Raw genomic sequence first — 24,011 nt, 5'->3', positions numbered from 1 at the left:
TTGAAGCCGGAACTCGCGTGATTGAAGCCGGAACTGGCGAGTTCCGGCCTCAATCACGCGAATTACGGGTCTGGTCACGCGAGATCCGGGTCTGATCACGCGAGTCACGGCTGCCGCAGGATCGGCAGCGACGACGTCAGTGCCCCCGTCGCCACACCCGCGCCGACGCCGGCCCACGCCAGCGGGCCGAGCGGGGTGCAGCCGAAGAACCGGCTCACCCCCGGCGTCTGGACGATCGCCGCCAGCACCAGCGCCGACCCGACCGCCGTACCGACCACCAGCGGGCTGCGGCGGCGGCCGCGCAGGGTCTGGGCCAGCTGGGTGCCCACCAGGCCGCACAGGGCCATCGTGCTCGTGCGGCGCACCGTGCCCGGGGTGAACCGCCCGATGAGCCACGCCGTCGTCGCGCCGACGCCCGTCGTCACGCCCCGGCTGGTGATCGCGCGGGTCAAGCCGTCGCCGAGTCCTCCGGGGCCGGAACCGCCGTCGTCGTCCGGGCGGGTGACCGCCACCGCCATCGCCGGGAACAGGTCGGTCAGCAGGTTGACCAGCAGCAGCTGGCGGGTGCCCAGCGGCGAGTCGCCCGACAGCAGCGTGCCCAGCACGGAGAACCCGATCTCGCCCGCGTTGCCGCCGACGAGGATCACCACCGCGTCCGACACGCTGCGCCACAGCGCGCGGCCCTCCGCCACCGCCTCCAGCAGGACGGTCAGGTCCTCGTCGGTCAGCGCGACGTCGGCCGCGGTGCGGGCCGCGGTCGACGCCCGGGCGCGCACGCCGATGCCGACGTCCGCGGCGCGGATGGCCGCCGCGTCGTTCGCGCCGTCGCCGACCATCGCCGTCACCCGCCCGGCTTCCCGCAGCGCCTCCACGACCTGCAGTTTCTGCTCCGGTGCGACGCGGGCGATCACGCCGGCGCCGGAGAGCAGCCGGGCCCGTCCGGCCCGGTCGAGCGCGGCCAGTTCGTCCCCGGTGACGACCGGGGCGTCGGACGGCCAGCCGAGCGACGTCGCGATGGCCCGCGCGGTGTTCGGGTGGTCGCCGGTGAGCATCACGGGGGACACGCCGGCCGCACGCAGCCCGGAGATCAGCGGCTCGGCCGTGGGCCGCAGCGTGTCCGCCAACCCCAGGAAGCCGAGGAACTCCAGGTCCGCCAGCACCTCCGCGTCGTCGCCGTCGAGCGCGGGCTGCGCCTTCCGGGACGCGACCGCCAGCACGCGCAAACCCTTGTCCGCCAACGTCTCCGCGGCGCGCGCCAGCTCGTCCGCGCCGGCGCAGGCGGGCAGCACGATCTCCGGGGCCCCCTTGACGACCAGCGTCACCTCGCCGTCCCCGTCGCGACCGACGGTCGCCGAGTAGCCCCGGTTGGCTTCGAACGGCTGCCCGGCGAGCTCGGTCCAGCCGTCGTCGGGGCCGGCGGCGGCCAGCACGGCGTGGTCGGTGGCGTGGGCCCGCACGTGGGGGTCGTCGAGCGTGCCCGGGCAGGCCCGGGCCGCGGCCCGCAGCACGGCGTCCCCGGGACCGGGCTCGCGCGCCTCGCCGCCGGGCCCGGTCGTGGTCACCACGCGCAGCCGGTTCTCGGTCAGCGTGCCCGTCTTGTCGAAGCACACGACGTCCAGGCGTCCCAGCGCCTCCAGCGCCCGCGGGGCGCGGACCAGGATGCCGCGCGCGGACAGCCGCCGGGCCGCCGCCCGCTGGGCCACGGTGGCCACCAGCGGCAGCCCTTCGGGCACCGCGGCGACGGCGATCGCCACGCCGCCGGCCAACGCGCGGCGCAGCGGACGGCCGCGGATCGCCGAGAGGCCGGTGACGAGCGCGCCGCCGAGCATCGTCAGCGGCAGGGCGCGGCGGGTGAGGTCCTGCAGCCGGGCCTGGATGCCCACCGCGGCGGCGGTCCGGGTGGCCAGCTCGACCGCCCGGCCGGCCACGGTCTCCGAGCCGACCGCCACGACGACCGCCGTGCCTTCGCCGCTGACCACCGTGGTGCCGGCGAAGACCAGGCAGCTGCGCTCGGCCATCGGCGCACCCGGCACCGGGTCGAGCTGCTTGGCGACCGGGAGCGACTCGCCGGTCAGCGCGGATTCGTCCGCTTCGAGGTCGTTGGCGGTCAGCAGCCGGGCGTCGGCGGGGACGACGTCGCCGACCCGCAGTTCGATCCGGTCGCCCGCCTTCAGCGCCCGCGCGTCGACCACTCCGCCGCCTTCCCGGCGCGCCCGTTGCCGCTCCCCGTCCCGCAGCTTCGCCAGCGCGCGGCGGCCGCGGAACTGCTGCGCGCCGCCGACGACGGCGTTCAGGCCCATCGCCGCGGCCACCAGCAGCGCGTCCACCGGCGAGCCGACCACCGCGGACGCGACCGCGCCGAGGGCCAGCACCGGGGTCAGCGGGTCGTTCAGCTCGGCGACGACGTCGGCGGCGAGGCCCGTCCCGAACCGGACCGGCGCCGCGGCCGGGTGCCGGGCCACCGCGCCGGTCACCGCCCGCACCCGCCGGGCCGTCAGCTCCCAGTTCGTGGGCTCGGGCTCCGCGTCGGCGAGTCGCCGGAGAACCTCGTCGCCGGTCAGCTCGTGCCAGGCGATCCGCGTGCGGCCGGCCGGGGGCCGGGCGGCCGCCACCCGCGCCGCGGCGAGCGTGCCCATCGCCAGCCCGGTCAGCCCGCCGAGCAGCACCGGGTCCAGCCGCGGCACGAACGGCACCAGCGTCCGCCGGCGGCGTGACATCAGCAGCAGGCCGCCGATCAGGCTGCCCGCGGTCGCCACCCGGGTGGCCCGCGTGCTGTTCAGCCGCGCGGCGCCGGCCGCCCGCAGCACCCGCCACACGCCGGTCAGCCCCGGCCGCACGACCAGGTCGGCGCCCCAGAGCACCGGCGCGTTGCGGTCGGCGAGGGCGACGCAGAGGTCGCCGGCGAGCAGGCCCGCCACCTCGTCGCAGTTCGGCGCACACCGCGCGGGCGGGCGCCCGACGGTGAGCACGACCCGGCCTTCGTCCTGCAGCCGTGTCACCAGCCCGAAGAACGATTCCCGCGCGACGTCGTCGGCGAGCGAGGCGAACTCCCCGAGCCGGTCCCGGACGTCGTCGCCGGCGATGACCACCCGTGCCTCGGCCCGGCGGGCCGCGTCCAGCACGGCTTCGGCGTGCGGATCGAGGCCGTCTTCCCCGTGCAGCGCGTCGGCGTGCAGCACGACGGTGTCCACGGTGTCCAGTGCCTTGAGCCGATCCGGGTCGCGGACGAGCACGCCTTCACGGGCGAACGCAGTGCCCATCGCGGTGTGGAAGGCGGTGTCGGCGTACCGGGCCGGCATCGGCGACGCCGCGAGGAACGCTTCGGCGGCTTCGCGGGGATTGCGGCGCACCAGCAGGTCAGCCAGTGCGGCGAGCAGGCCGCTGCCGACGGCGTTGCGGGCGTAGTCCTCCATGGGGATCCGGACCCGGCGCTGCGGCGGTGTCACGCCGAGGCTGGGCCGCTCCGGCGAACAGAGGTCGTCGTGGCCGGCGTCGAACGCGGTGAGCCGGGCGATCGCCTCGGTGAGCTGCCCGGTGCGCAGGAGCGCGTCCAGCACCAGTTCGAGGGGGTCCTGGCTGAGCCCCCGGACCGCGGCGGACACGCCCGAGCGCGCCAGTTCGGCCGTGTACCAGCCGAACTGCTCGTCGAGCGCCGCGCGGACGGCGGGGTGCTCCCTGGCCGCGGACACCGCGGCGCGCACGGCTTCGTGCAGCCGCCCCGAGCGCACCGCGCGGGTGCCGACCGAGACGGCCAGCCCGGCGACGTCCATCGCCAGGGCGAGCGCCGCGGTCCGCACCCCGTAGGTGTCGCCGGGGTGGGCCGGGGCGGAGTCACCCGGCTCGGCCGGCGTCAGCCCGTGCCGCTCGCAGCGCTCGGCGATCCGGTCGAGAACCCGGTCGGCGGTGGCTTCTTCGGCCAGGTGGAGGACCACGCTGCCGAGCCCGCCGTCCCAGTAGGCCCCGGCGACATCGGCGTGGGCGGCCAGCTCGGCGGCGAGCGCGGGCCCGTCGGGGCGGTCGGCGTCCTCCCCGGGCCGCAGGGGGACGTGCAGCCGCCGCCCCGCCCGCCAGACGGCGGAGCGCGGACCCGCGCGGCGCGCACGGCCGTGCGGCTGCTCGTCCGGGTCGCTTCCGCGGCCGTCCCGGCTGCCCCCGCGGCCAGTTCCCCGGCGAGCGGGGCGATCGCCGAAACGGCCCTTTTCGCTTGCTGCGTCACGAGAACCGGGCCGGCCAGGGCCAGCGTCATCCCCGCCTTCGTCACCGCGAACACCGCTCCGAGCACTCCGACCTCCGCCTGCCGACCACTTCCGTTCGGCGTTCCCCGGTGGCCGGAGGTCAAAACCCGGCCGCCCTGATCGCGCGACGGAACTGGACCACGGCGGCGCACGGACGTACCCTCGCGCGGTGACGGGGTCGTTCTGGTGGGACCTGCTGATCGGCGTCACCGCCGCCCTGCTGCTCGCGTGGGCCGCCCTCGTCGGCGCGCTCGTGATCATCCGGCCGCGGGGCGGGCTGCTCCGGGAAGCGCTGCGGTTGCTGCCGGACGTGCTGCGGCTGGTCCGCCGGCTGGCCGCGGACAAGACGCTCCCGCGCGGGGTCCGGATCCGCCTCGCGCTGCTGCTGGCTTACCTCGCGCTGCCGATCGATCTCGTGCCGGACTTCGTCCCGGTGCTCGGGTACGCCGACGACGCGATCATCGTCAGCGCCGTCCTGCGCTCGGTGGTGCGCCGCGCCGGGCTCGAGGCCGTGCGTGCCCACTGGCCCGGTACCGACGACGGGTTCGCCGCCCTCACGCGCCTGACGAGGATCCGGCCGTTGCCTTGACGTCGGCGTCAACGTCTAGCTTCGCGGGGGTGAAGTTCGGGATCAGTTACAGCACTCCCTTTTTCGGCGCGGACCCGCAGGTGATCGCCGGGTTCGCGCGGGACGCGGAGGAGTGCGGGTTCGAGTCGTTGTACCTGCCGGAGCACGTCGCGCTGTATCCGGGCGCGAAGATCGGGCCGATGGCGCTGCCGCCGGCCCTGCCGTACGCGGATCCCTTGGAGTGCCTGAGTTTCGTCGCCGCCGTCACCAGCCGCATCCTGCTGGGCACCGGTGTCCTGCTGCTGCCCTACCACCACCCGGTGGTGCTGGCCAAGCGGCTGGCGACGGTCGACGTGCTGTCCGGCGGCCGCATGCGGCTGCTCACAGCCGGGGTCGGCGCCCTGCCCGGCGAGGCCCGGGCGGCCGGCGTCGACTTCGCCACCCGCGGCCGCCGGGCGGACGAGGCCATCGACGTCCTGCGGCTGCTGTGGGCGGGTGGTGAAGAGGGCGTCTCCTTCGCCGGCGAGTTCTTCCGGTTCGAGGGCGTCTGCAGCTTCCCGAAGCCGCTGGGCGTCCGTGAGCTGCCGATCCACATCGGTGGTTCGAGCGCGGCCGCCGCCCGGCGGGCGGGCCGGCGTGGCGACGGGTACTTCCCGGGCGGGGCGCTCACCGCGGACGAGCGTCGCCGCCAGTTCGAGCTCGCCCGGACGACGGCGAGCGAGGCGGGCCGCGACCCGGCCGAGCTCGAGTACACCCGATGGGGCTCGCTCGACATGTCCACAGAGGACGTCGAGGACCTGGCCCGGCAGGGGGTGACGCGGGTGGTAGTCACGCCGGGCACGGCCGAGCCCGCCGGGCGGCGGGACGGGATGGCGGCGTTCGCCGAGCGGTTCGGCCTCAGCTGACCGCACCGGCGTCCACGAGGGACTCGATGCCAGGCGGCAGGCTCGCCCGCCGGGCCGGGTCGGCCACGAACCCGGCGATCGCCGACCGCAGCGCCCGCACCGCCCGGGTGGGCTCCACGTCGGCGCGGTGGGCCAGCTGCACCACGCGCGTCATCCCCGCGTCGGGGGTGAAGCGGGTCCGCCGGAACCGGTCGCCCGCCACCGTGCTCGGGACCACCGCCGCGCCCACGCCCGCGCGCACCAGTTCCAGCACCGCGTCCATCTCGCCGCCTTCGATCGCGAACGACGGTTCGAACCCGGCGGCGCGGCAGGCGTTGACCGTCGCCTCGCGGACGTCGTAGCCGCGGCGGAACATCACCAGCGGGACGTCGGCGAGGTCGCCGATGCCGATGCGGTCACCCGCGACCGGCGTGTCCGGGGCCGAGATCACCACCAGCTCCTCGAGCAGCAGCGGCGTCGCCGCCAAGCCGGCCTCGGCGGTCGTCCGGGCGCCCGCCAGCAGGGCCAGGTCCAGGGCGCCCTCGGCCAGCCGCTGCCGCAGATCGCCCGACCCGCTTTCGTGCAGCTCCAGCTGGATGCCCGGGTACCGGCGGCGGAACGCCGCGAGCATCGCGGGCAGCAGGCCCGTGCACAGGCTCGGCGGCGCGCCCAGCCGGACGCGGCCGCGGTCGAGCTCGGCCAGCTCCCGGATGGCCAGCCGCGCGGTTTCGGTGTCGGCGAGGATCCGCCGCGCGATCGGCAGCAGCGTTTCCCCGGCTTCGGTGAGGGAGACGTTGCCGCGGATCCGGTGGAACAGCGGCGCGCCCAGGTCGTGTTCGAGCGCGCGGATCTGCTGGGACAGCGACGGCTGGGCCACCCGCACCTGTTCGGCGGCGCGGGTGAAGTGCCGGTGCTCGGCGACGGCGACGAAGTAGGCGAGCTGCTGGAACTGCATGGATCTACGATAGCTGCTGCCTATGGAGAACAGAGTCATCATGTCTTTGACCTCTGGTGGATGCGCTTCTAACGTCGATCGGGTGGTGAACACGCTCGCCCCGCACCGGCGCTCCGCCCTCCGGCGCTTCTGGGCCTCGACGATCGGCAAGAAGGCCGTCATGGCGGTCAGCGGCTTGCTCCTGCTCGCCTTCGTGTTCGCGCACATGGTGGGCAACCTCAAGACGTTCCTGGGCGCCGCCGAGCTCGACCACTACGCCGGCTGGCTGCGCACGATCGGCGAACCGGTGCTGCGCCGCGAGTGGTTCCTGTGGCTCCAGCGTGCGGTGCTGCTCGCCGCGCTGGTCCTGCACGTCACCGCCGCGGTGCAGCTGGCCCGGCGGGACCGCCGGGCCCGGCCGGTCCGGTACGTCCACCGGCAGCCGGCGCGCGCGACCTTCGCGGTGCGGACGATGCGCTGGGGCGGTGCGACGCTCGCGGTGTTCGTCGTCTGGCACATCCTCGACTTCACCGTCGGCGCGGTGAACCAGGACTTCGTCCCCGGCGACCCGTACCACAACCTCGTCGCGGACTTCCGGGTCTGGTGGGTGAACCTGATCTACCTCGCCGCCCTGGCCATGCTCGGTCTGCACATCCACCACGGCTTCGCCAGTGCCGCGCGCACGCTGGGCATCACCCGCCCGCGGCGGGAACGGGCGATCAGGATCTTCGGCAGCACGACAGCGGTCGTGGTCGCGGGCGGTTACGCGCTCGTCCCGGTCGCGATCATGACGGGACTGGTGCACTGACATGGACGGTTACCGCGTGGGCGACCCGATCGCCGACACCAAGGCGCCCGCCGTTCCCCTCGAAAACCGCTGGGACGAACGGAAGTTCGCCGCGAAGCTGGTGAACCCGGCGAACCGGCGGCGGCACCGGGTGATCGTCGTGGGCACCGGGCTGGCCGGCGGCTCGGCCGGCGCGACGCTGGCCGAGCAGGGGTACCACGTCGTGCAGTTCTGCTTCCAGGACTCGCCGCGGCGCGCGCACTCCGTCGCGGCCCAGGGCGGCATCAACGCCGCGAAGAACTACCGCAACGACGGCGATTCGGTCTACCGGCTCTTCCACGACACGGTCAAGGGCGGCGACTTCCGGGCCCGCGAGTCCAATGTGTACCGGCTCGCCCAGGTGTCGGCGCAGATCATCGACCAGGCCGTGGCGCAAGGCGTGCCGTTCGCGCGGGAGTACGGCGGCCTGCTGGACACCCGGTCCTTCGGCGGCGTGCAGGTGCAGCGGACGTTCTACGCACGCGGCCAGACCGGCCAGCAACTGCTGATCGGCGCGTACCAGGCACTGTCCCGGCAGATCGACGCCGGGAACGTCGAGCTGCACGCGCGCACCGAGATGCTCGACCTGGTCGTCGACGGCGGCCGGGCGCGCGGCATCGTCGCGCGCGACCTGGTCACCGGCGAGGTCACGACCCACCTCGCGGACGCCGTCGTGCTCGCGACCGGCGGCTACGGCAACGTCTTCTACCTCTCGACGAACGCGAAGGGCTCCAACGCCACCGCGATCTGGCGGGCGCACAAACGCGGTGCCTATTTCGCGAACCCGTGCTTCACCCAGATCCACCCGACGTGCATCCCGCGGTCGGGCGAACACCAGTCGAAGCTGACGCTGATGAGCGAGTCGCTGCGCAACGACGGCCGCATCTGGGTCCCGAAGCACGCCGGCGATACCCGGCCGCCGGGGGAGATCCCCGAAGACGAGCGCGACTACTACCTCGAGCGCCGCTACCCGAGCTTCGGCAACCTCGTGCCACGGGACATCGCTTCGCGGGCGGCGAAGAACGTGTGCGACGCCGGGTTCGGCGTCGGTCCCGGCGGCCTCGGCGTCTACCTCGACTTCGCCGACGCCATCGCACGTCTCGGCCGTCCGGCGATCGCAGCCCGCTACGGCAACCTCTTCGACATGTACCAGCGCATCACCGCGGAAGACCCGTACACCGTGCCGATGCGGATCTACCCGGCCATCCACTACACGATGGGCGGCCTCTGGGTGGACTACGACCTGCAGAGCACGATCCCCGGTCTGTTCGTGATCGGCGAGGCGAACTTTTCCGACCACGGCGCCAACCGGCTCGGCGCGTCGGCGCTCATGCAAGGGCTCGCCGACGGCTACTTCGTGCTGCCCGCCACGGTGAACGACTACCTCGGCAGCACGCGGCTCGACGACGTCTCCGATGGCGTGGTCCGCCAAGTGGAGACCGAGGTGCGCGAACGGATCTCCCGGCTCTTGGCGATCCGCGGGACGCGGTCGGCCGACTCGTTCCACCGCGAGCTGGGCCTGCTGATGTGGGACCACTGCGGGATGTCCCGCACCCGCGAAGGCCTGCGCAAGACTCTCGACCGGGTGCCCGAGCTGCGAGCGGAGTTCTGGCGTGACGTCCGGATCCCGGGCGGTGGTGCCGAGCTCAACCAGGAGCTGGAGAAGGCGAACCGCGTCGCGGACTTCCTGGAGCTGGCCGAGCTCATGCTCGCCGACGCGCTCGCACGCGAGGAATCGTGCGGCGGGCACTTCCGCGAAGAACACCAGACCCCCGAGGGCGAAGCCTTGCGGGACGACGAAAACTTCGCGCACGTCGCAGCGTGGGAGTACGGCGCCGAGCCGGTGCTCCACCGCGAGGAACTGGTCTTCGAACACGTCCACCCGACCCAGCGGAGCTACACGTGAAACTCACCGTCCGCGTCTGGCGGCAGGCCGGCCCGGCCGCCGAAGGCCGGCTCGTCGCCTACCCGGTCGACGGCGTCAGCCCGGACATGTCGTTCCTGGAAATGCTGGACGTGCTGAACCAGCGGCTGATCGAGGCGGGCGACGAGCCGGTGGCGTTCGACCACGACTGCCGCGAGGGCATCTGCGGCTCGTGCGGCGTGGTGATCAACGGCCGGGCACACGGCCCCGAACGCACGACGGCGTGCCAGCTCCACCTGCGCTCCTTCGCCGACGGCGACGTCATCGACGTGGAACCGTGGCGCGCCAAGGGGTTCCCGATCATCAAGGACCTGGTCGTCGACCGCTCGGCGCTCGACCGGATCGTCCAGGCCGGCGGGTACGTCAGCGCGCCGACGGGCAGCGCCCCGGACGCCCACGCCACCCCGGTCCCCAAACCGGACGCCGACCTGGCTTTCGACAACGCGACCTGCATCGGCTGCGGCGCCTGCGTGGCGGCGTGCCCGAACGGCTCGGCGACGCTGTTCACCGCGGCGAAGGTGACCCATCTGAGCCTGCTGCCGCAGGGCGCCCCCGAACGCGCGAGCCGGGTGCTCGACATGGTGGACGCGATGGACGCGGAGGGCTTCGGCGGCTGCACGAACACCGGCGAGTGCGTGGCGTCGTGCCCGAAGGGCATCCCGTTCGCGAGCATCGCCACGCTCAACCGCGAGTACCTCGCCGCGACCCGCTCCGGCCGCCGCTGAGGGCCGCCGCCGGTCAGAACCCGGGCAGCAGGGTGCCGAACCGGCGGCGGCCGCGCGGGGTGATCCGCAGTTCGCGGTCTTCCGCGCCGCGGCGGACCAGGCCGTCGGCCAGGAACGCTGCCAGCACCTGGTGGCCCAGGACGCCGCCGAGGTGGGGGACGCGGTGGGTCCGGTCGAGGCAGGCGGTGGCCGGCCGCCGGCGGCCCGGGTCCACCTCCGCGGGCGAGACGCCGAGGTCCCGGAACGCCGAAAGGTCGTCGCCGAGGGCGACTTCGGGAGCGGACCCGTCCGGAGGCCGCAGCGCCCCGCGCGAGACGAGCAGGGCGAACACCGCCACGCCGAGGCGTCCCGCCGCGTGGTCGTAGCAGGTGTGCGCGATGTCCGCGCCCGACTCGGCGCGGTCCGGCGGGGTGATCCCTTCGTTGCCGGCGTAGCGCGCGAGGGCGGTGAGCACGCCCAGCAGGTCCTCACGGCCTACGCGGTACAGCGCGTGCCGTCCGGTGTGTTCGACCGTCACCAGCCCGGCGGCCCGCAGCCGGGCCAGGTGGTTGCCCAGCCGGGGTGCGGTGACGCCGAGCGCGTCGGCCAGCTGCACCATCGTGTGCGGGCCTTCCGCGGCCAGCACCTGCAGGGCCGTGAGCCGCACGGGATCGGCCAGTTCGCGCGTCAGCTCGACGATCGCGCCCTGGACGGCGTTGCCCGGATCGACCAGTCCGCCCATCACCGTTCCTTCCGACGCGCGGGAGCCTACCACGATTCATGGCCCGCTGAATGATGATTGCGCCCCGGCGGAGAACGTGCTTACCATTCACGTCTTCGTGAAGGGTGGTTGCATGGCTGGACTGCGAAGCCTTCTTTGGGGCCGCGGGGTTTCCGCGCTCGGCGACGGCCTCTGGTTCACGATCTGGGCGCTGTACCTCACCCGGATCGCCGGGCTCCCGCCGGTCACGGTCGGCGCGGGACTGGCCGTGGCGAGCGCGGTGGGCATGGTCGCCGCGGTCCCGCTGGGCGCGTTCGCCGACCGGGCCGGCGCGCGGCCGGTGCTGGTCGTGCTCACGCTGGTGCGGGCCGCCGCGATGGCCGGCTACCTCGCGGTGGACGGCACCTGGTCGTTCCTGGCCGTGACGGTGCCGTTCACCGCGTTGGCCACCGGCGGCACCGCGGTGCGGACGGCGCTGGTCACGGCGCTGGTCACCGAGCCCGCCGAGCGGGTGCGCGTGCTGGCGCGGCAGCGGGTGGCCCAGCACGTCGGGTACGCCATCGGCGCCGGGCTGGGCGCCCTGGTGCTGACCGCCGACACGCGGTGGGCCTACACCCTGGCCATCGCCGGCAACGCCGTCAGCTTCCTCGTCCTCGCCGGGACGACGTTGCTGGTGCCCGCGCCCGCCCGGACCCCGGCCACGCGGGGCCGGCCGGCGATCCGGGCGGTGCTGGGGGACCGGCCGTACCTGTGCCTCACCGCGGCCACGGCGGTGCTTTCGCTGTGCTGGGCCATGTTGTCGGCCGGCCTGCCGCTGTGGCTGTCCGGCCGGACGCACCTGCCACTGGGGCTGGGCGGTGCCGTGGTCGTGCTCAGCTCGGTGGGGATCGCGGTGTTCCAGGTGCCGTTCGCGAGGTTCGCGCGCACGGCGGGCCAGGCCGCGAGAACGGCGGTGGTGTCCGGAGTTGTGCTCGCGGCGAGCTGTGTGCTGCTCGCCACGACGTCCGGAGGCGCGGGGGCGGGTGCGATCGCGGTGGTGGGACTGGCGGCGGTGCTGCACGTCGTCGGGGAGCTGGGGTACGTGGCCGCCAACTGGGGCCTGTCGGTGCGGCTGATGCGCGAAGACGCCAAGGGCGCCTACCAAGGCGCGACCGAAGCGGCCACGGCCACCGTGCAGATGGTCGGGCCCGGCGTGTTCACCCTCGCCGTGGGCGGCCTCGGCGGGCCCGGCTGGTTGCTGATCGCCGTGGTGTTCCTGGCGGCCGTCGCACCCGTGCCCGCGTTGACCCGCTGGGCGGTCCGGACGCGGCAGCCGGTGGCGGCCCGCTGAGCGACGCAGGTCACCCCGTCGCCCGGAACACCAGCGGGGGCCGGACGTTGTACAGAGTGTCGGTACGGCGGTGTCCCCGGGCCTCACCCCTTGCCTTCACGGAATACCGGTAGCGCTGGAGCCGTGTTGAGCCTTTCGCCGCGAGGCGACCCCCGTACCGACCCTGAACTCCCGTCTCCGCTCGCAGGTCGACCCCCCTCGGACCTCCGCTGGGCGGAGGCGGGCCTTACGCCCCGTCCTCCCGGGACTTTCCCCGCTCCCACAACAACAGGACGCCCGTCACCAGGGCGTAGCCGAACAGGAAGTCCTCGACCGGGATGTCCCACGGGAACCGCCAGCCGGTGATGCCGCCGGGGGCGTACCGGACGATCGGTGCCGACAGCTTCGTCAGCCACCCGTCCACCGGTACCTGGAAGGCGACGACGATCCCCATCGTGACCCAGTACGCCGGCCGCCGGAACAGCCCGGTGCGCAACACGAACAGCTCCACCGCAACCACGACGAGCACGGCGGCGACGGCCGGAACCGTGTAGCCCCACGGCATCACCGGCGCACCCGCCGCAGCAGCCGCCCGGTCAAGCCGACCCCTTCGTAGGTCAGGACGCCGCAAACCGGGACCACGGCGAAGAAGAGGACTTCTTCCAGCGGGATCCCGAACGGGGCGCGCAGTCCGGTGATGAACGCCGGGTCGAAGTGCCAGACGCCGGCGGCGATGGCCAGCGCGTCCCAGACGAGGAACACCGCCGCCACCGGCAGCACCGCGCGCACCAGCCGGCCCGGCCTGCGGTACACCCGCGCGCCGGCCAGCTCGATCGGCAGCGTCACCAGCACGCAGGCGCCGAGGACGAGCAGGTACTCCGTGCGGCCCACGTCAGCGTGCTCCGGGACGGGTGGGGTCGCGCAGTTCGTCAGGCACACCGGGATTCTGCCCGGCATCGCCGGTTCCCGCAGCCGCGCGCTCGCGTTTGCCGCCCCGTGTCCCGGGTACACCAGGTCCCGAGCGGTGCCCGCCCGGTGTTCGAGCTCAGCCCGTGGTCTCCACAACCCGGGTGTCCGGGCGGGTCACCGCCGCACGGCCGCCATCAGCGGGTGCCAGCGCGTCGCGTCGAAGATCAGGGTGATGGCTTCGATCTTCCCGTCGCGCAGCCGGAAGTGCTCGGCGGTGTGCTGGACGCCGACCGGCGTGGCGGTGTGGACGTCGTAGACGAGCGTGGCCTCCGCCTCGCCGTAGAGCTCGCTGAGCAGGTCAACGCCGGTGACGATCCCGACGAACGCCGCCAAGCCGCCGAGGTGGCCGCGGGCGTCGGCGGACTCGATCAGCGGGCTGCGGAAGGTGAACGTGCCGGCCAGCTGCGCGGCCGCCGCGGTCACGTCGCCGGCGAAGCGGGCGCGGTGGTAGGCCTGGACGGTTTCTCTGGTCTGAGCGGTCATCGGTCCTCCAGGTGGCGGGCGAGGTGGTACTGGTTCTCGGCCAGCCGCAGGCAGAGGTGCCGCAGCTGGGTCGTCTCGGCGGCGGTGAACCCCTGGAAGAGCGCGGCCATGGCCAGCTGCGACGGCCGCCGGAACTCCGCCAGCCAGGTCCGGCCGTCCGCGGTGATCCGGACCTGCACCGACCGCCGGTCGCGCGGGTCGGGCACCCGTTCGGCGAGCCCGGCGCGCTCCAGGGTGTCGACCAGGCCGGTCACGTTCCGGGAGCTCACCCCCGCAGAGGCGGCGAGGTCCTTGATGTTCGCTTCGCCGGTGCCGAGCCGGATCAGGATGTCGAGGGCGCCGGGGCTGAGGCCACGGCTGTCGGTGCCCCGCGACCGCAGCCCTTCGAGGCTCCGCGCGGCGGTGCGGACGGCGGCGGCGGCCTCGAGCGCACCGGTGTCTTCACCGAGGGTGAAGCCGGCCAGGGCGCTGCGGGCCTCGGGGGAGTAGAGCCGGCCGTCCTCGTCCCGGGCGAAGTTGAGTACGTCATTCATAGTGAGGCACTACATTAGTACGTACTTCCGTATCTCTGTCAACATCTCTGTCCTGGGCTTGTCCGCTCGCGGGCGTTAACCAGGGTTTCGCGCGGCGTTAGCCTCGGTCGCGGGACAGGTTCGCCATCGGCCACCCATACTGACCCGGCTCGCCACCACGACACCCCCGGAGTCCCCATGACGGACGTCAACCGACGACGTTTTCTGCAGCTGGCCGGCGGTACCGCCGCCCTTTCCGCGCTGTCCACCAGCATCGCCCGCGCGGCGGCGATCCCCGCGCACCACCGCACCGGGACGCTGCGGGACGTCGAGCACATCGTGGTGCTGATGCAGGAGAACCGGTCGTTCGACCACTACTTCGGCTCGCTGCGCGGGGTCCGCGGCTTCGGCGACCCGCGGCCGGCGACGCTGGGGAACGGGAAGTCCGTCTGGGCGCAGTCGGACGGCAAGCGCGACATCCTGCCCTTCCGGCCCGAAGCGGACAACCTGGGCCTGCAGTTCATCCAGGACCTCCCGCACGGCTGGAACGACACGCACGCGGCGTGGAACGGCGGCCGCTACGACAAGTGGGTGCCCGCGAAGGGCTCGACGACGATGGCGTACCTGACCCGCGAGGACATCCCGTTCCACTACGCCCTCGCCGACTCGTTCACCATCTGCGACGCCTACCACTGCTCGTTCATGGGCTCGACCGACCCGAACCGCTACTACATGTGGACCGGGTACACCGGCAACGACGGCAAGGGCGGCGGCCCGGTCCTCGGCAACGACGAAAAGGGCTACTCCTGGACGACCTACCCCGAGCGCCTCGAGCAGGCGGGCGTCTCGTGGAAGATCTACCAGGACATCGGCGACGGCCTCGACGCCGCCGGCGGCTGGGGCTGGATCGACGACGCCTACCGCGGCAACTACGGGGACAACTCGCTGCTGTACTTCACCTCCTTCCGCAACGCCAAGCCCGGCGACGCCCTTTACGAGAAGGCCCGCACGGGCACGAACGCCAAGGCGGGCGAGGGCTACTTCGACCGGCTGCGGGCGGACGTCAAGGCCGGGACGCTGCCGCAGGTCTCGTGGATCACCGCGCCCGAGGCGTTCTGCGAGCACCCGAACTGGCCGGTGAACTACGGCGCCTGGTACATCGCACAGGTCCTCGACGCGCTCACCGCGAACCCGGACGTGTGGAGCAAGACCGCGCTGTTCATCACCTACGACGAGAACGACGGCTTCTTCGACCACGTCGTCCCGCCGTACGCGACCGCCGGGCAGTCCACTGTGGACACGGCGGGCGAGATCTTCGCCGGTTCGGCCGCGAACCCGGCCGGGCCGTACGGGCTCGGCCAGCGCGTGCCGATGCTGGTGGTGTCGCCGTGGAGCAAGGGCGGCTACGTGTGCTCGGAGACGTTCGACCATACGTCGATCATCCGGTTCGTCGAACGGCGGTTCGGCGTGCGCGAGCCGAACATCTCGGCCTGGCGCCGGTCGGTGTGCGGTGACCTGACCTCGGCGTTCGACTTCGCGCGGACCGACGCGCGGGTGCCCGCCCTGCCGGACACCGCGGGCTACCTCCCGCCGGACCGGGAGCGGCACCCGGACTACGTACCCGCCGTCCCGGCGAACCCCGTGCTCCCGAAGCAAGAGCGCGGGCTGCGGCCGGCGCGGGCGCTGCCGTACGACCTGGCCGTCGATGCCCGCGTGGCGGACGTGTTCGATCTGACCTTCGTCAACCAGGGCCGGGCGGGCGCGACGTTCTCCGTCACCTCACCGGGCGGTGAGCCGCGGACGTACACCGCGGGCGCCGGCTGCTCGCTCGCCGCCGCGCTGCCCGCCTCCGGGGGCTACGACTACACCGCGCACGGGCCGAACGGGTTCGTCCGGCAGTTCCGCGGCGGCTTGGCGGGACCTGAGGTGAGCGCGCGTCCCGAGGGGCGGAGCGGGAACCTCGCGCTGGTCCTGACCAACAGCGGGACGACGCCGGTGCGGCTCACGCTGACCGACGCGTACGGCCGGCGCTCGACGTCACGGCTCCTGCGCCCGGGCGCGCGGGTGGTCGAGGTGGTGGACACGCGGCGCAGCGGCAACTGGTACGACGTCTCCATCGTCTCGGACCGCGATCCGCGCTTCCTGCGCCGCCTGGCGGGGCACGTCGAGACCGGGCGGCCGAGCACGAGCGACCCGAACACGCTCACGAACTGAGCTCTATCGGGGGCCTTTGTCACCCGGCCGGGCGGGCCGGCTCACCCGGCCGTGGCGGCGTCCGTTGCGAGGCCCGGTTCGGGGTGGGAGCGTCGGGGAACCGACTGTTTTCCCACCACGGAACCAGGAGTGCGGATGACCACCACCGAGATGCCGGCCGTGCACGAGTGCACGGTCAGCGGCTGTTCCTACAACCACGACGGCTGCCACGCCTTCGCCATCACGGTGGGCGGCGGCAACGGATCGGCGGACTGCGGAACGTTCGTCCCCCTGAACACGAAGGGCGGCTTGGACCGGGTAATGGCCCAGGTCGGCGCGTGTTCCCGGACGGACTGCCGGCACAACTCGTCACTGGAGTGCGCGGCGGACAGCATCCGAGTCGGCCCCGGCACCGGCGGCCACGCGGCGAACTGCCTGACGTACACGACGAGGTAGCCCGCGCCGGGGGTTCCTCGCGGCGGATGAGGCCGCGGGGAACCGGCGGTGGCTGGAGGGGTCCGCTGCGCGGGCGCCGGGCTCGCGGCGGCGGATGAAGCCGCGAGGACCGCGGCGGCGGATCGGGCCGCGGGTGCCCCGGCGGCCGGGGCGGGCTGGATCTCGCGCGCGGCCGGGGTTGTCGTGGGACCGCCGGCCGGTCAGCCGGTTTCCGCTGCCGCGCCGAACTCCAGGGCCGTCCGGCCCTCGGACACCTTCGTCGTCCCGCGCAGGGCCAGGCCGCTCTCGGCGGCCAGGTCCGTCAGCTCGGCCACCGTCCTCTCGCGACCTCCGAAACACATCAGCATGAACAGGTTGATCGCCGTGGACGTGCCGTGGCGCAGCGGCTCGATCACCACCACCGTGCCGCTTTCCCCGGCCGCGCGGCGGCAGCCGTCGAGGATGGTGCGGGCGTGGTCGTCGTCCCAGTCGTGGATGATGTCGGACAGCACGTACGCGTCCGCTCCCGCCGGCAGCGGGTCGAAGAAGCTGCCGGGGACCGCTTCCGCCCGCCCGGCGAGTCCGGCGGCCGCGAACCGGTCCGCCGCCGCGGCGGCCGACGGTGCCAGGTCCAGCACCGCACCGCGCAGCGCCGGGTGAGCGCGCAGGATCTCCGCGAGCACGAGGCCGTCCCCGCCGCCGACGTCGACGATGCGGGGGAAGCGGCTCCAGTCGAAGCGCTCGGCGATCTGCGGTGCCTGCGCCTGGAAGCGCCAGTTCATCTGGGCGTCGAACGAGCGCCGCAGCCGGGGTTCGGCGTCGATGTCGGCCCAGAAGTCCCGGCCGTACCGGCGTTCGTAGGCGGGCCTGCCGGTGGTGATCGTCTCCAGCAGGTCCGTGAAGGCGAGTTCGGCGCGGCCGGCGGCGGCGTGGATGTCGAGCAGCCGGTGGGCGTCGTCCGAACGCAGCTGCTCACCCAGGTCCGTGGGCCGGTAGCGGCCGGACTCGGCGTCGAAGGCGAAGACCCCGGCCGTGACGAGGTGGTCGAGCAGGCAGGCCAGCGCCGAGGGAGAAGTGCCCGTTGCCGAAGCCAGCTCGGCGGCCGTCCCTTCCGCGTGCTCCGCGAGACCGAGGGTCGCCGCTACCCGGATGGCCATGGGCGTGGCCAGATCGGCCATCGCGAGGATCGACTGGTTCACCGGTCAAGATTACCGGCGGCGTGGCATCATTACGCCTGGCCCGATCGGCAAACCGAACGAAGGGCGCCGCTGGTGGACGCTTTACCGAACGACGGCGGTCCGTCGATCCGCGACATGCTGGCGGTCAACCTCCGCGCGGCGCGGGCGGCGCGCGGCCTCTCGCTGTCCGAGCTGTCCCGGCGGTCCGGCATCGGCAAGGCGACGCTGTCCCAGCTCGAGGGCGGGACCGGCAACCCGACCATCGAGACCGTGTTCAGCCTCTCCCGGGTGCTGGAAGTGGCGATCTCCGACCTGCTCGACCACCGGCCGCGCGGGGGACTGACCGTGGTGCGGGCCGCCGAGGTCGAAGTGCTCCGCGGCGAGGGCGTCGACCTGCGGCCGCTGCGCCGGATCGAGGCCGACAACAGCGTCTTCGAGGTCTACGACCAGGTCGTCCGCGGGGACACGCCGCAGCGTTCGCAGGGGCACGTCGGCGTCGAGCACACCATCGTGCAGGCCGGCCGGCTCCGGGTCGAGGTCGCCGGCCGGACCGTGGACCTCGGGCCCGGCGACTACGTCGCGTTCGACGCCCGCGAGCCGCACAGCTACACCGCGCCGGGCGGGCCCGTGCAGTCGGTGCTGCTGCTGCAGTACCGCGCGGACGAACGGCTCGACGGCCGGCCGCACCCCGTCCTGCAGGATTGACACCCCTCTTGATCGAGACCTATCGTTCGCTATACCGAACGCTGGAGGGTCGATGAACCGAACGCGGGTGGTGGTGATCGGCGCCGGGATCGTCGGCGCGGCGTGCGCGCGGGAACTCGCCCTGGCCGGGTTCGACGTCCTCGTCCTCGACCGCGGCCGGCCCGCGGGTGGTACCACGTCGCACGGTGAAGGCAATCTCCTGGTTTCCGACAAGGGACCGGGCGCCGAACTCGCACTCGCGCAGCTGTCGGCCCGGTTGTGGCCGCAGGTGCTGGCCGAAATCGCCGACGGCGACCCGCGCGCGGCGGCCGCGACGGAGTTCGACCCGAAGGGCGGCCTCGTCGTGGCCACCACCGAGGCCGGTGCCGGCGCGCTCCTCGCGTTCGCCGCGGCCCAGGGCAAGGCCGGCGTGCGCACCGAGCGGCTCTCCGCGGCGGACGTCGCGGCGGCCGAGCCCGCGCTGACCCGGGAGCTGACCGCCGCCATCCGCTACTCCGAAGACGCCCAGGTGCAGCCGGCCGCCGCCGCGCTCGCCCTGCTGGGTTCGGCGCTGCGCCACGGCGCCCGCCTGCGCACCGAGGCCGAGGTCACCGGCGCCCGGACGGGGGGCGGCCGGATCACCGGGGTGCACGTGGCGGGCGAAGTGCTCGAGGCGGACGTCGTGGTGAACGCCGCGGGGCCGTGGGCGGGCGCGTGCTCGGCCCGGCTGGACGCGCCGATCGCGGTCCGGCCCCGCCGCGGCGAGGTCCTGGTGACCACGCCGATGCCGGGCGTGGTGCGGCACAAGGTCTACGACGCGGACTACGTCGGCGCGGTCGGCACGGGCAGCGGCGAACTGCAGACGTCGGCGGTGGTCGAGTCGACGCGGGCCGGCACGGTGCTGATCGGCTCGTCCCGTCGCCGGGTGGGCTTCGACGACACGATCCGGCCGCACGTGCTGGGCGCGATCGCGGCGAAGGCGGTCCGGCTGTTCCCGGCACTGGCCGACGCCGCGGTGATGCGCGCGTACGGCGGTTTCCGGCCGTACGTCGACGACCACCTGCCGGTCCTCGGCGAGGACCCGAGGCTCGGCAACCTCTGGCACGCCACCGGGCACGAAGGGGCGGGGATCGGCTTGAGCGTCGGGACGGCCCGGCTGCTGCGCGAACTCCTGACCGGCGCGACCCCGTCGATGCCGGTGGAAGAGTTCACCGTGGACCGTCCGGCGGTGCTGGCGTGAGCGAGCGGCCGATCGCAATCACCGTCGACGGCGAGACCGTGCCCGGCGCCGCCGGGCAGACCATCGCCGGCGTGCTGCTCGCCGCCGGCCGGCTGTCCTGGCGCACCACGCGCTCCGGCGCGCCGCGGGGCGTCTTCTGCGGAATCGGCGCCTGCTTCGACTGCCTGCTCACCGTCAACGGCGTCGCCGACGTGCGCGCCTGCCGCCGTCGCGCCGCCGACGGCGACGAGGTCCGGACCCAGTCGCGGGAGGAGGGCGCGTGACGCACGTCGTCATCGTCGGTGCCGGGCCGGCCGGGCTCGCGGCGGCCGAGCACGCGCTCGCCGCCGGGGCCGACGTCACCGTCCTGGACCAGGCGGACGTGCCCGGCGGGCAGTACCACCGGGGAGCCTCGCACCGTTTCGAAGCACTCCTGAACCGGTGCACGTGGTGGCCGGAAAGCACCGTCTGGGCCCTGGAAGGCAAGCGGATCCACGTCTTGCGCGGGCCGGCCGACGGGACGAACCGGCAGCGCCGCACCCTCGACCCCGACGCACTGGTCCTGGCCACCGGCGCGCACGACCGCGTCCTGCCGTTCCCCGGCTGGCAGCTGCCCGGCGTCTTCACCGCGGGCGCCGCCCAGGCGCTGGCCAAGGGGGAGGGCGTCGCCGTCGGGCGGCGGGTGCTGGTCGCCGGGGCCGGGCCGTTCCTGCTGCCGGTCGCCGAGTCCCTTTTGGACGTCGGCGCCGAAGTGCTCGCCGTCCTGGAGGCGAACCCGGCGACCACTGTCCTCAAAGGATGGTCTGGGCGCGGTGCCGTCCACGTCGGCAAGGTGGCCGAACTGGTGCGGTACGCCGGGACGCTGGCCCGGCACCGCGTCCCGTACCGCATGGGGCGGGCGGTCATCGAAGCCCGCGGCGACGACCGGGTCCGCGAAGCCGTCACCGCGCGCGTCCGCGCGGACTGGTCGGTCGTCCCCGGCACCGAACGCACCCACGAGGTCGACGCGCTCTGCGTCGGGCACGGCTTCGCGGGGCAACCCGAACTGGCCGTCGCGGCCGGCTGCGTCCTCGACGGCGGGTTCGTCCGGGTCGGCGACGACCAGCGCACCAGCGTCGCCGGGGTGTTCGCCGCGGGGGAGATCACCGGCATCGGCGGTTCGGTCGCGGCCGCGGCGGAAGGCGCGGTCGCCGGCTGGGCCGCCGCCGGGAGGACGCCGGTGCGCGCGCTGACCAAGAAGCGTGACCACGCCCGCGCCTTCGCGCGCCGCCTGGCCGCCGCCCACCCCATCGGCGCGGCGTGGCCCGGCTGGCTGCGCGAGGACACCGTCGTCTGCCGCTGCGAAGAAACCACCTACGGCGACCTGAAAAGCGCCGCCGCGGACCCGGCCGCGCCGGGCCCGCACGCGCTGAAGCTCGGCACCCGCGCCGGGCTCGGTCCGTGCCAGGGCCGGATGTGCGGGACCGCCGTCGCCGAACTGTGCGGGAGCGCTGAGTCGCACCACCGTCCGATCGCCCAGCCGATCCGCCTGGGCGAACTCGCCGATCCGAAGGAGTTTTCATGAGCACCCGCGACCTCGGGGGCGTGGTCGTCGCCGCCGCGCTGCCCTACCGGGCCGACGACGCCGCGCCGGCCGGGCTGGCCGTCGACTACGACGCCTACGCCGAACACTGCCGGTGGCTCGTCGGGAACGGCTGTCGCGGCGTCGGCCCGAACGGCTCTCTCGGCGAGTACTCCTCGCTCACCGACGACGAACGCCGCCGCGTCGCCCGCACCGCGATCGAGGCCGTCGGAACGGACGGGATCGTCGTCGTCGGCGTGCACGGCCCCGGCGCGCACCAGGCGCGGTACTGGGCCGAGGCGGCGGCCGAGGACGGCGCCCACGGCGTGCTGTGCCTGCCGCCGACGCTCTACCGCGCCAACCGCGGCGAGGTGCTCGCCCACTTCGAAGCCGTCGCGTCGGTGGGGCTGCCGGTGATGGTCTACAACAACCCCTTCGACACCAAGGTCGACCTCACGCCGGACCTGCTGGCCGAGATCGCGCAGATCGACAACGTCGTGGCCGTCAAGGAGTTCTCCGGCGACGTCCGCCGCGTGCTGGAGATCCGCGAGCGGGCGCCGGGGCTGGCCGTGATCGGCGGCGCCGACGACGTCGTCCTGGAAAGCCTGCTGATGGGCGCCACCGGCTGGTTCGCCGGGTTCCCCAACGTGTTCCCGGCCGAATCGGCGCGCCTGTTCGAGCTGGCCACGGCGGGCAAGCTCGAGGAGGCCAAGGCGCTCTACGAACCGCTCGTGGCCGCGTTCCGCTGGGATTCGCGCACCGAATTCGTCCAGGCCATCAAGCTCGGGATGGACCTGGTGGGCCGCCGCGGCGGGCCGTGCCGTCCGCCGCGGGGCCCGCTCTCCGACGTCCACCGCGAACAGGTCCGCGCCGACATGGGCCGCGCGCTCGCGGCGCTGGGGGTGGCGTAGATGCGGTCTTCGCGCGCGATCACGGCGGTCGACTCGCACACCGAAGGCATGCCCACCCGGGTGGTGACCGGTGGGGTGGCCCCGATTCCGGGCGCCACGATGGCCGAGCGGCGGCGGTACTTCATGGCGCACCTGGACGACCTCCGGCAGTTCCTGATGCACGAGCCGCGTGGCCACTCCGCGATGAGCGGCGCGATCCTGCAGCCGCCCTGCCGCGACGACGCCGACTGGGGCGTGGTGTACATCGAGGTGTCGGGCTGCCTGCCGATGTGCGGCCACGGCACGATCGGCGTGGCGACGGTGCTGGTGGAGACGGGCATGGTCGAGGTGACCGAGCCGACGACGGTGGTCCGCCTGGACACCCCGGCCGGGCTGGTGCACGCCGAGGTCACGGTCCGCGATGGGCGCGCGTCGAGCGTGAAGCTGCGCAACGTGGCGTCGTTCCTCGCCGAGCGCGACGCCGAGGTTTCCGTGCCCGGCCTGGGTCCGGTCCGCTACGACCTCGCGTACGGCGGCAACTTCTACGCCATCCTGGACCTGTCGCAAGTGGACATCCCGTTCGACCGCGCGGAGAAGGACCGGATCCTGGCCGCGGGGCTGTCGATCATGGCCGCGATCAACGAGCAGCGGCCGCCGAAGCACCCGGAGGACCCGCTCATCGGCGGGTGCAAGCACGTCCAGTTCCTCGCGCCGGGCTCGGACGCGCGGGCGTCGCGGAACGCGATGGCGATCCACCCGGGCTGGTTCGACCGGTCGCCGTGCGGCACGGGAACCTCCGCCCGGATGGCGCAGCTGCACGCGCGCGGCGAGCTGCCGCTGCACACGCCGTTCGAGAACTCGTCGTTCATCGGCACGACGTTCACGGGCTCACTGGTCGCCGAGACGACGGTGGGTGGCGTGCCGGCGGTGATCCCGGAGTTCTCCGGCCGGGCGTGGATCACCGGCACCGCGACCTACCTGCTCGACCCGGCCGACCCGTTCCCGACGGGGTTCGTGCTTTAGGCGGGCTGCCAGAGTTCGATCCGGTGCCCTTCGGGGTCGGTGACCCAGCCGAAGCGCCCGACCCCGGCCATGTCCTGGACCTCATCGGCCACGTCGGCGCCGCGGGCGCGGAGCTGGTCCAGCATGGCGTCCAGGTCGCGGACCCGGAAGTTGAGCATGGTCTGCTGGGTCGCGGAGCCGAAGTAGCCGGTCCCGGCCTCGAACGGCGCGAAGACGGTCGGGCCGGGTTCCTGGTGCCAGACGCCGTGCTCGTCGGTGTCGAGGCCGAGACAGTCGCGGTACCAGGCACCGAGGGCGGCGGGGTCCGTCGCGCGGATGAAGTACCCGCCGATTCCGAGCACACGTTCCATGCGGCGATCCTGCCAGCCCGGCCGCCGGCCGGGACCGGTGACACGCGGACGGTGCCGTCCACTCCAGGCGGCCCTTCAGCGATCGGCGCCGTCGTCTTCGACCGCCGCGGCGGTCGAGGCCACCGTGACCGTCACGGTGTCACGCGCCGGTCGGGTTCGGGTGCTTCGGGCGGGCGGGTGCCGCCGGTCCGCGGCACGATCCGGGCGGCCGCGGTGCCCAGGCCGGTCGGCCCGAACGCCGAGGCCGGCAAGGCGGGCGGGCGGCCGGGTGCGTCCGGCGGGCGGGGCGGGGTGACGGGCTCGGACATCATCCCTCCCGGCCGATTTCGGCGCTTTCGAGGACGGCGAGGGCGTCGGGGACGAGGACGGCGGCGGAGTAGTAGGCGGAGACGAGGTAGGAGATGATGGC

The 24,011-nt window shown here is 73.9% G+C and carries 25 protein-coding genes; 14 read left to right on the top strand and 11 right to left on the bottom strand.

The features are described 5' to 3' along the window. Nucleotides 1-104 precede the first annotated feature (104 nt). On the bottom strand, nt 105-3,932 hold the full coding sequence (locus tag ACFVYA_RS42660; RefSeq protein WP_387053358.1) for an HAD-IC family P-type ATPase: 3,828 nt from the start codon (nt 3,930-3,932) through the stop codon (nt 105-107). A 472-nt stretch (nt 3,933-4,404) separates the two neighbouring features. Here ACFVYA_RS42660 and ACFVYA_RS42655 point away from each other — a divergent pair, with 472 nt between their 5' ends. Both ACFVYA_RS42655 and ACFVYA_RS42650 read left to right on the top strand, forming a co-directional pair. Beyond that, nucleotides 4,405-4,824, top strand: a complete 420-nt coding sequence (locus tag ACFVYA_RS42655) for a YkvA family protein (protein WP_387053355.1) — start codon at nt 4,405-4,407, stop codon at nt 4,822-4,824. Nucleotides 4,825-4,853: 29 nt separating this feature from the next. Next, complete coding sequence (locus tag ACFVYA_RS42650; protein ID WP_387053353.1) at nt 4,854-5,708, top strand: TIGR03619 family F420-dependent LLM class oxidoreductase; 855 nt, start codon at nt 4,854-4,856, stop codon at nt 5,706-5,708. Here the strand turns inward: ACFVYA_RS42650 and ACFVYA_RS42645 are convergent. Next, nucleotides 5,701-6,642 carry a LysR family transcriptional regulator gene (locus tag ACFVYA_RS42645; protein WP_387053351.1) on the bottom strand — a complete coding sequence of 314 codons (942 nt, stop codon included), beginning with the start codon at nt 6,640-6,642 and terminating at the stop codon, nt 5,701-5,703. The two genes, ACFVYA_RS42650 and ACFVYA_RS42645, sit on opposite strands and share 8 nt — an antisense overlap. An 82-nt stretch (nt 6,643-6,724) precedes the next feature. On the opposite strand from ACFVYA_RS42645, the gene ACFVYA_RS42640 reads away from it, so the two are divergent. From ACFVYA_RS42640 to ACFVYA_RS42630, 3 genes are read left to right on the top strand one after another with little or no spacing between them, the layout of a single operon-like run. Beyond that, nucleotides 6,725-7,429: a succinate dehydrogenase cytochrome b subunit gene (locus ACFVYA_RS42640; protein WP_387053349.1), complete on the top strand. Its 705-nt coding sequence runs from the start codon at nt 6,725-6,727 to the stop codon at nt 7,427-7,429. A 1-nt stretch (nt 7,430) separates the two neighbouring features. Continuing rightward, complete coding sequence (locus tag ACFVYA_RS42635; protein ID WP_387053347.1) at nt 7,431-9,353, top strand: fumarate reductase/succinate dehydrogenase flavoprotein subunit; 1,923 nt, start codon at nt 7,431-7,433, stop codon at nt 9,351-9,353. After that, complete coding sequence (locus ACFVYA_RS42630) at nt 9,350-10,096, top strand: succinate dehydrogenase/fumarate reductase iron-sulfur subunit (protein ID WP_387053345.1); 747 nt, start codon at nt 9,350-9,352, stop codon at nt 10,094-10,096. The genes ACFVYA_RS42635 and ACFVYA_RS42630 overlap by 4 nt, the downstream gene beginning before the upstream one ends. A gap of 13 nt (nt 10,097-10,109) precedes the next feature. Here ACFVYA_RS42630 and ACFVYA_RS42625 read toward each other — a convergent pair whose 3' ends face one another. Next, nucleotides 10,110-10,817 carry an ArsR/SmtB family transcription factor gene (locus ACFVYA_RS42625; RefSeq protein WP_387053343.1) on the bottom strand — a complete coding sequence of 236 codons (708 nt, stop codon included), beginning with the start codon at nt 10,815-10,817 and terminating at the stop codon, nt 10,110-10,112. A 112-nt stretch (nt 10,818-10,929) separates the two neighbouring features. Between ACFVYA_RS42625 and ACFVYA_RS42620 the strand changes: the two genes are divergently transcribed. Then, a complete protein-coding gene (locus ACFVYA_RS42620) occupies nt 10,930-12,126 on the top strand; it encodes an MFS transporter (RefSeq protein ID WP_387053341.1) in 1,197 nt (398 codons plus the stop codon). A 226-nt stretch (nt 12,127-12,352) separates the two neighbouring features. On the opposite strand, the gene ACFVYA_RS42615 is transcribed toward ACFVYA_RS42620, so the two are convergent. From ACFVYA_RS42615 to ACFVYA_RS42600, 4 genes are all read right to left on the bottom strand, one after another. Further along, entirely contained in the window at nt 12,353-12,670 is a 318-nt protein-coding gene (locus ACFVYA_RS42615) for a lycopene cyclase domain-containing protein (protein WP_387053339.1), read from the bottom strand. Continuing rightward, complete coding sequence (locus tag ACFVYA_RS42610) at nt 12,670-12,996, bottom strand: lycopene cyclase domain-containing protein (RefSeq protein WP_285993772.1); 327 nt, start codon at nt 12,994-12,996, stop codon at nt 12,670-12,672. Before ACFVYA_RS42610 ends, ACFVYA_RS42615 begins: the two co-directional genes overlap by 1 nt. 192 nt (nt 12,997-13,188) lie before the next feature. Then, nucleotides 13,189-13,557 carry a hypothetical protein gene (locus ACFVYA_RS42605; protein WP_285990474.1) on the bottom strand — a complete coding sequence of 123 codons (369 nt, stop codon included), beginning with the start codon at nt 13,555-13,557 and terminating at the stop codon, nt 13,189-13,191. Next, nucleotides 13,554-14,090 carry a MarR family winged helix-turn-helix transcriptional regulator gene (locus ACFVYA_RS42600; protein WP_387053337.1) on the bottom strand — a complete coding sequence of 179 codons (537 nt, stop codon included), beginning with the start codon at nt 14,088-14,090 and terminating at the stop codon, nt 13,554-13,556. Before ACFVYA_RS42600 ends, ACFVYA_RS42605 begins: the two co-directional genes overlap by 4 nt. A gap of 177 nt (nt 14,091-14,267) precedes the next feature. Here ACFVYA_RS42600 and ACFVYA_RS42595 point away from each other — a divergent pair, with 177 nt between their 5' ends. Both ACFVYA_RS42595 and ACFVYA_RS42590 read left to right on the top strand, forming a co-directional pair. After that, nucleotides 14,268-16,283: a phosphocholine-specific phospholipase C gene (locus ACFVYA_RS42595; protein WP_387053335.1), complete on the top strand. Its 2,016-nt coding sequence runs from the start codon at nt 14,268-14,270 to the stop codon at nt 16,281-16,283. Between the two features lie 135 nt (nt 16,284-16,418). Further along, a complete protein-coding gene (locus ACFVYA_RS42590; protein WP_387053333.1) occupies nt 16,419-16,718 on the top strand; it encodes a DUF1540 domain-containing protein in 300 nt (99 codons plus the stop codon). A 200-nt stretch (nt 16,719-16,918) separates the two neighbouring features. Here ACFVYA_RS42590 and ACFVYA_RS42585 read toward each other — a convergent pair whose 3' ends face one another. Further along, the gene (locus ACFVYA_RS42585; protein WP_387053331.1) at nt 16,919-17,896 is read right to left on the bottom strand and encodes a methyltransferase; all 978 of its coding nucleotides are present in this window, start codon (nt 17,894-17,896) and stop codon (nt 16,919-16,921) included. A 114-nt stretch (nt 17,897-18,010) separates the two neighbouring features. Between ACFVYA_RS42585 and ACFVYA_RS42580 the strand changes: the two genes are divergently transcribed. From ACFVYA_RS42580 to ACFVYA_RS42555, 6 genes are read left to right on the top strand one after another with little or no spacing between them, the layout of a single operon-like run. Further along, complete coding sequence (locus ACFVYA_RS42580; protein WP_387053360.1) at nt 18,011-18,580, top strand: helix-turn-helix domain-containing protein; 570 nt, start codon at nt 18,011-18,013, stop codon at nt 18,578-18,580. A gap of 52 nt (nt 18,581-18,632) precedes the next feature. Further along, nucleotides 18,633-19,799, top strand: coding sequence for an NAD(P)/FAD-dependent oxidoreductase (locus tag ACFVYA_RS42575; protein WP_387053329.1), 1,167 nt, complete (start codon nt 18,633-18,635; stop codon nt 19,797-19,799). Further along, on the top strand, nt 19,796-20,062 hold the full coding sequence (locus tag ACFVYA_RS42570) for a (2Fe-2S)-binding protein (protein WP_387053327.1): 267 nt from the start codon (nt 19,796-19,798) through the stop codon (nt 20,060-20,062). The genes ACFVYA_RS42575 and ACFVYA_RS42570 overlap by 4 nt, the downstream gene beginning before the upstream one ends. Continuing rightward, nucleotides 20,059-21,342 carry an FAD-dependent oxidoreductase gene (locus tag ACFVYA_RS42565; RefSeq protein ID WP_387053325.1) on the top strand — a complete coding sequence of 428 codons (1,284 nt, stop codon included), beginning with the start codon at nt 20,059-20,061 and terminating at the stop codon, nt 21,340-21,342. Before ACFVYA_RS42570 ends, ACFVYA_RS42565 begins: the two co-directional genes overlap by 4 nt. Beyond that, a complete protein-coding gene (locus ACFVYA_RS42560) occupies nt 21,339-22,250 on the top strand; it encodes a dihydrodipicolinate synthase family protein (protein ID WP_387053323.1) in 912 nt (303 codons plus the stop codon). The genes ACFVYA_RS42565 and ACFVYA_RS42560 overlap by 4 nt, the downstream gene beginning before the upstream one ends. Further along, entirely contained in the window at nt 22,251-23,252 is a 1,002-nt protein-coding gene (locus ACFVYA_RS42555; protein ID WP_387053321.1) for a proline racemase family protein, read from the top strand. It begins immediately after the preceding gene. Here the strand turns inward: ACFVYA_RS42555 and ACFVYA_RS42550 are convergent. The 3 genes from ACFVYA_RS42550 to ACFVYA_RS42540 form a co-directional block, all read right to left on the bottom strand. Continuing rightward, nucleotides 23,249-23,602, bottom strand: a complete 354-nt coding sequence (locus ACFVYA_RS42550) for a VOC family protein (RefSeq protein WP_285990483.1) — start codon at nt 23,600-23,602, stop codon at nt 23,249-23,251. The genes ACFVYA_RS42555 and ACFVYA_RS42550 overlap by 4 nt on opposite strands. Before the next feature lie 131 nt (nt 23,603-23,733). Then, entirely contained in the window at nt 23,734-23,910 is a 177-nt protein-coding gene (locus ACFVYA_RS42545; RefSeq protein ID WP_387053319.1) for a hypothetical protein, read from the bottom strand. Further along, a partial coding sequence (locus ACFVYA_RS42540) for a hypothetical protein (protein ID WP_360183287.1) occupies nt 23,910-24,011 on the bottom strand: 102 nt, incomplete at its 5' end. The genes ACFVYA_RS42545 and ACFVYA_RS42540, both read right to left, overlap by 1 nt.

The organism is Amycolatopsis sp. NPDC058278 (assembly GCF_042881395.1).
Lineage (GTDB): Bacteria > Actinomycetota > Actinomycetes > Mycobacteriales > Pseudonocardiaceae > Amycolatopsis.
The sequence above is the reverse complement of the archived record's forward strand: the minus strand, read 5'-3'. Positions and strand labels throughout refer to the sequence as shown.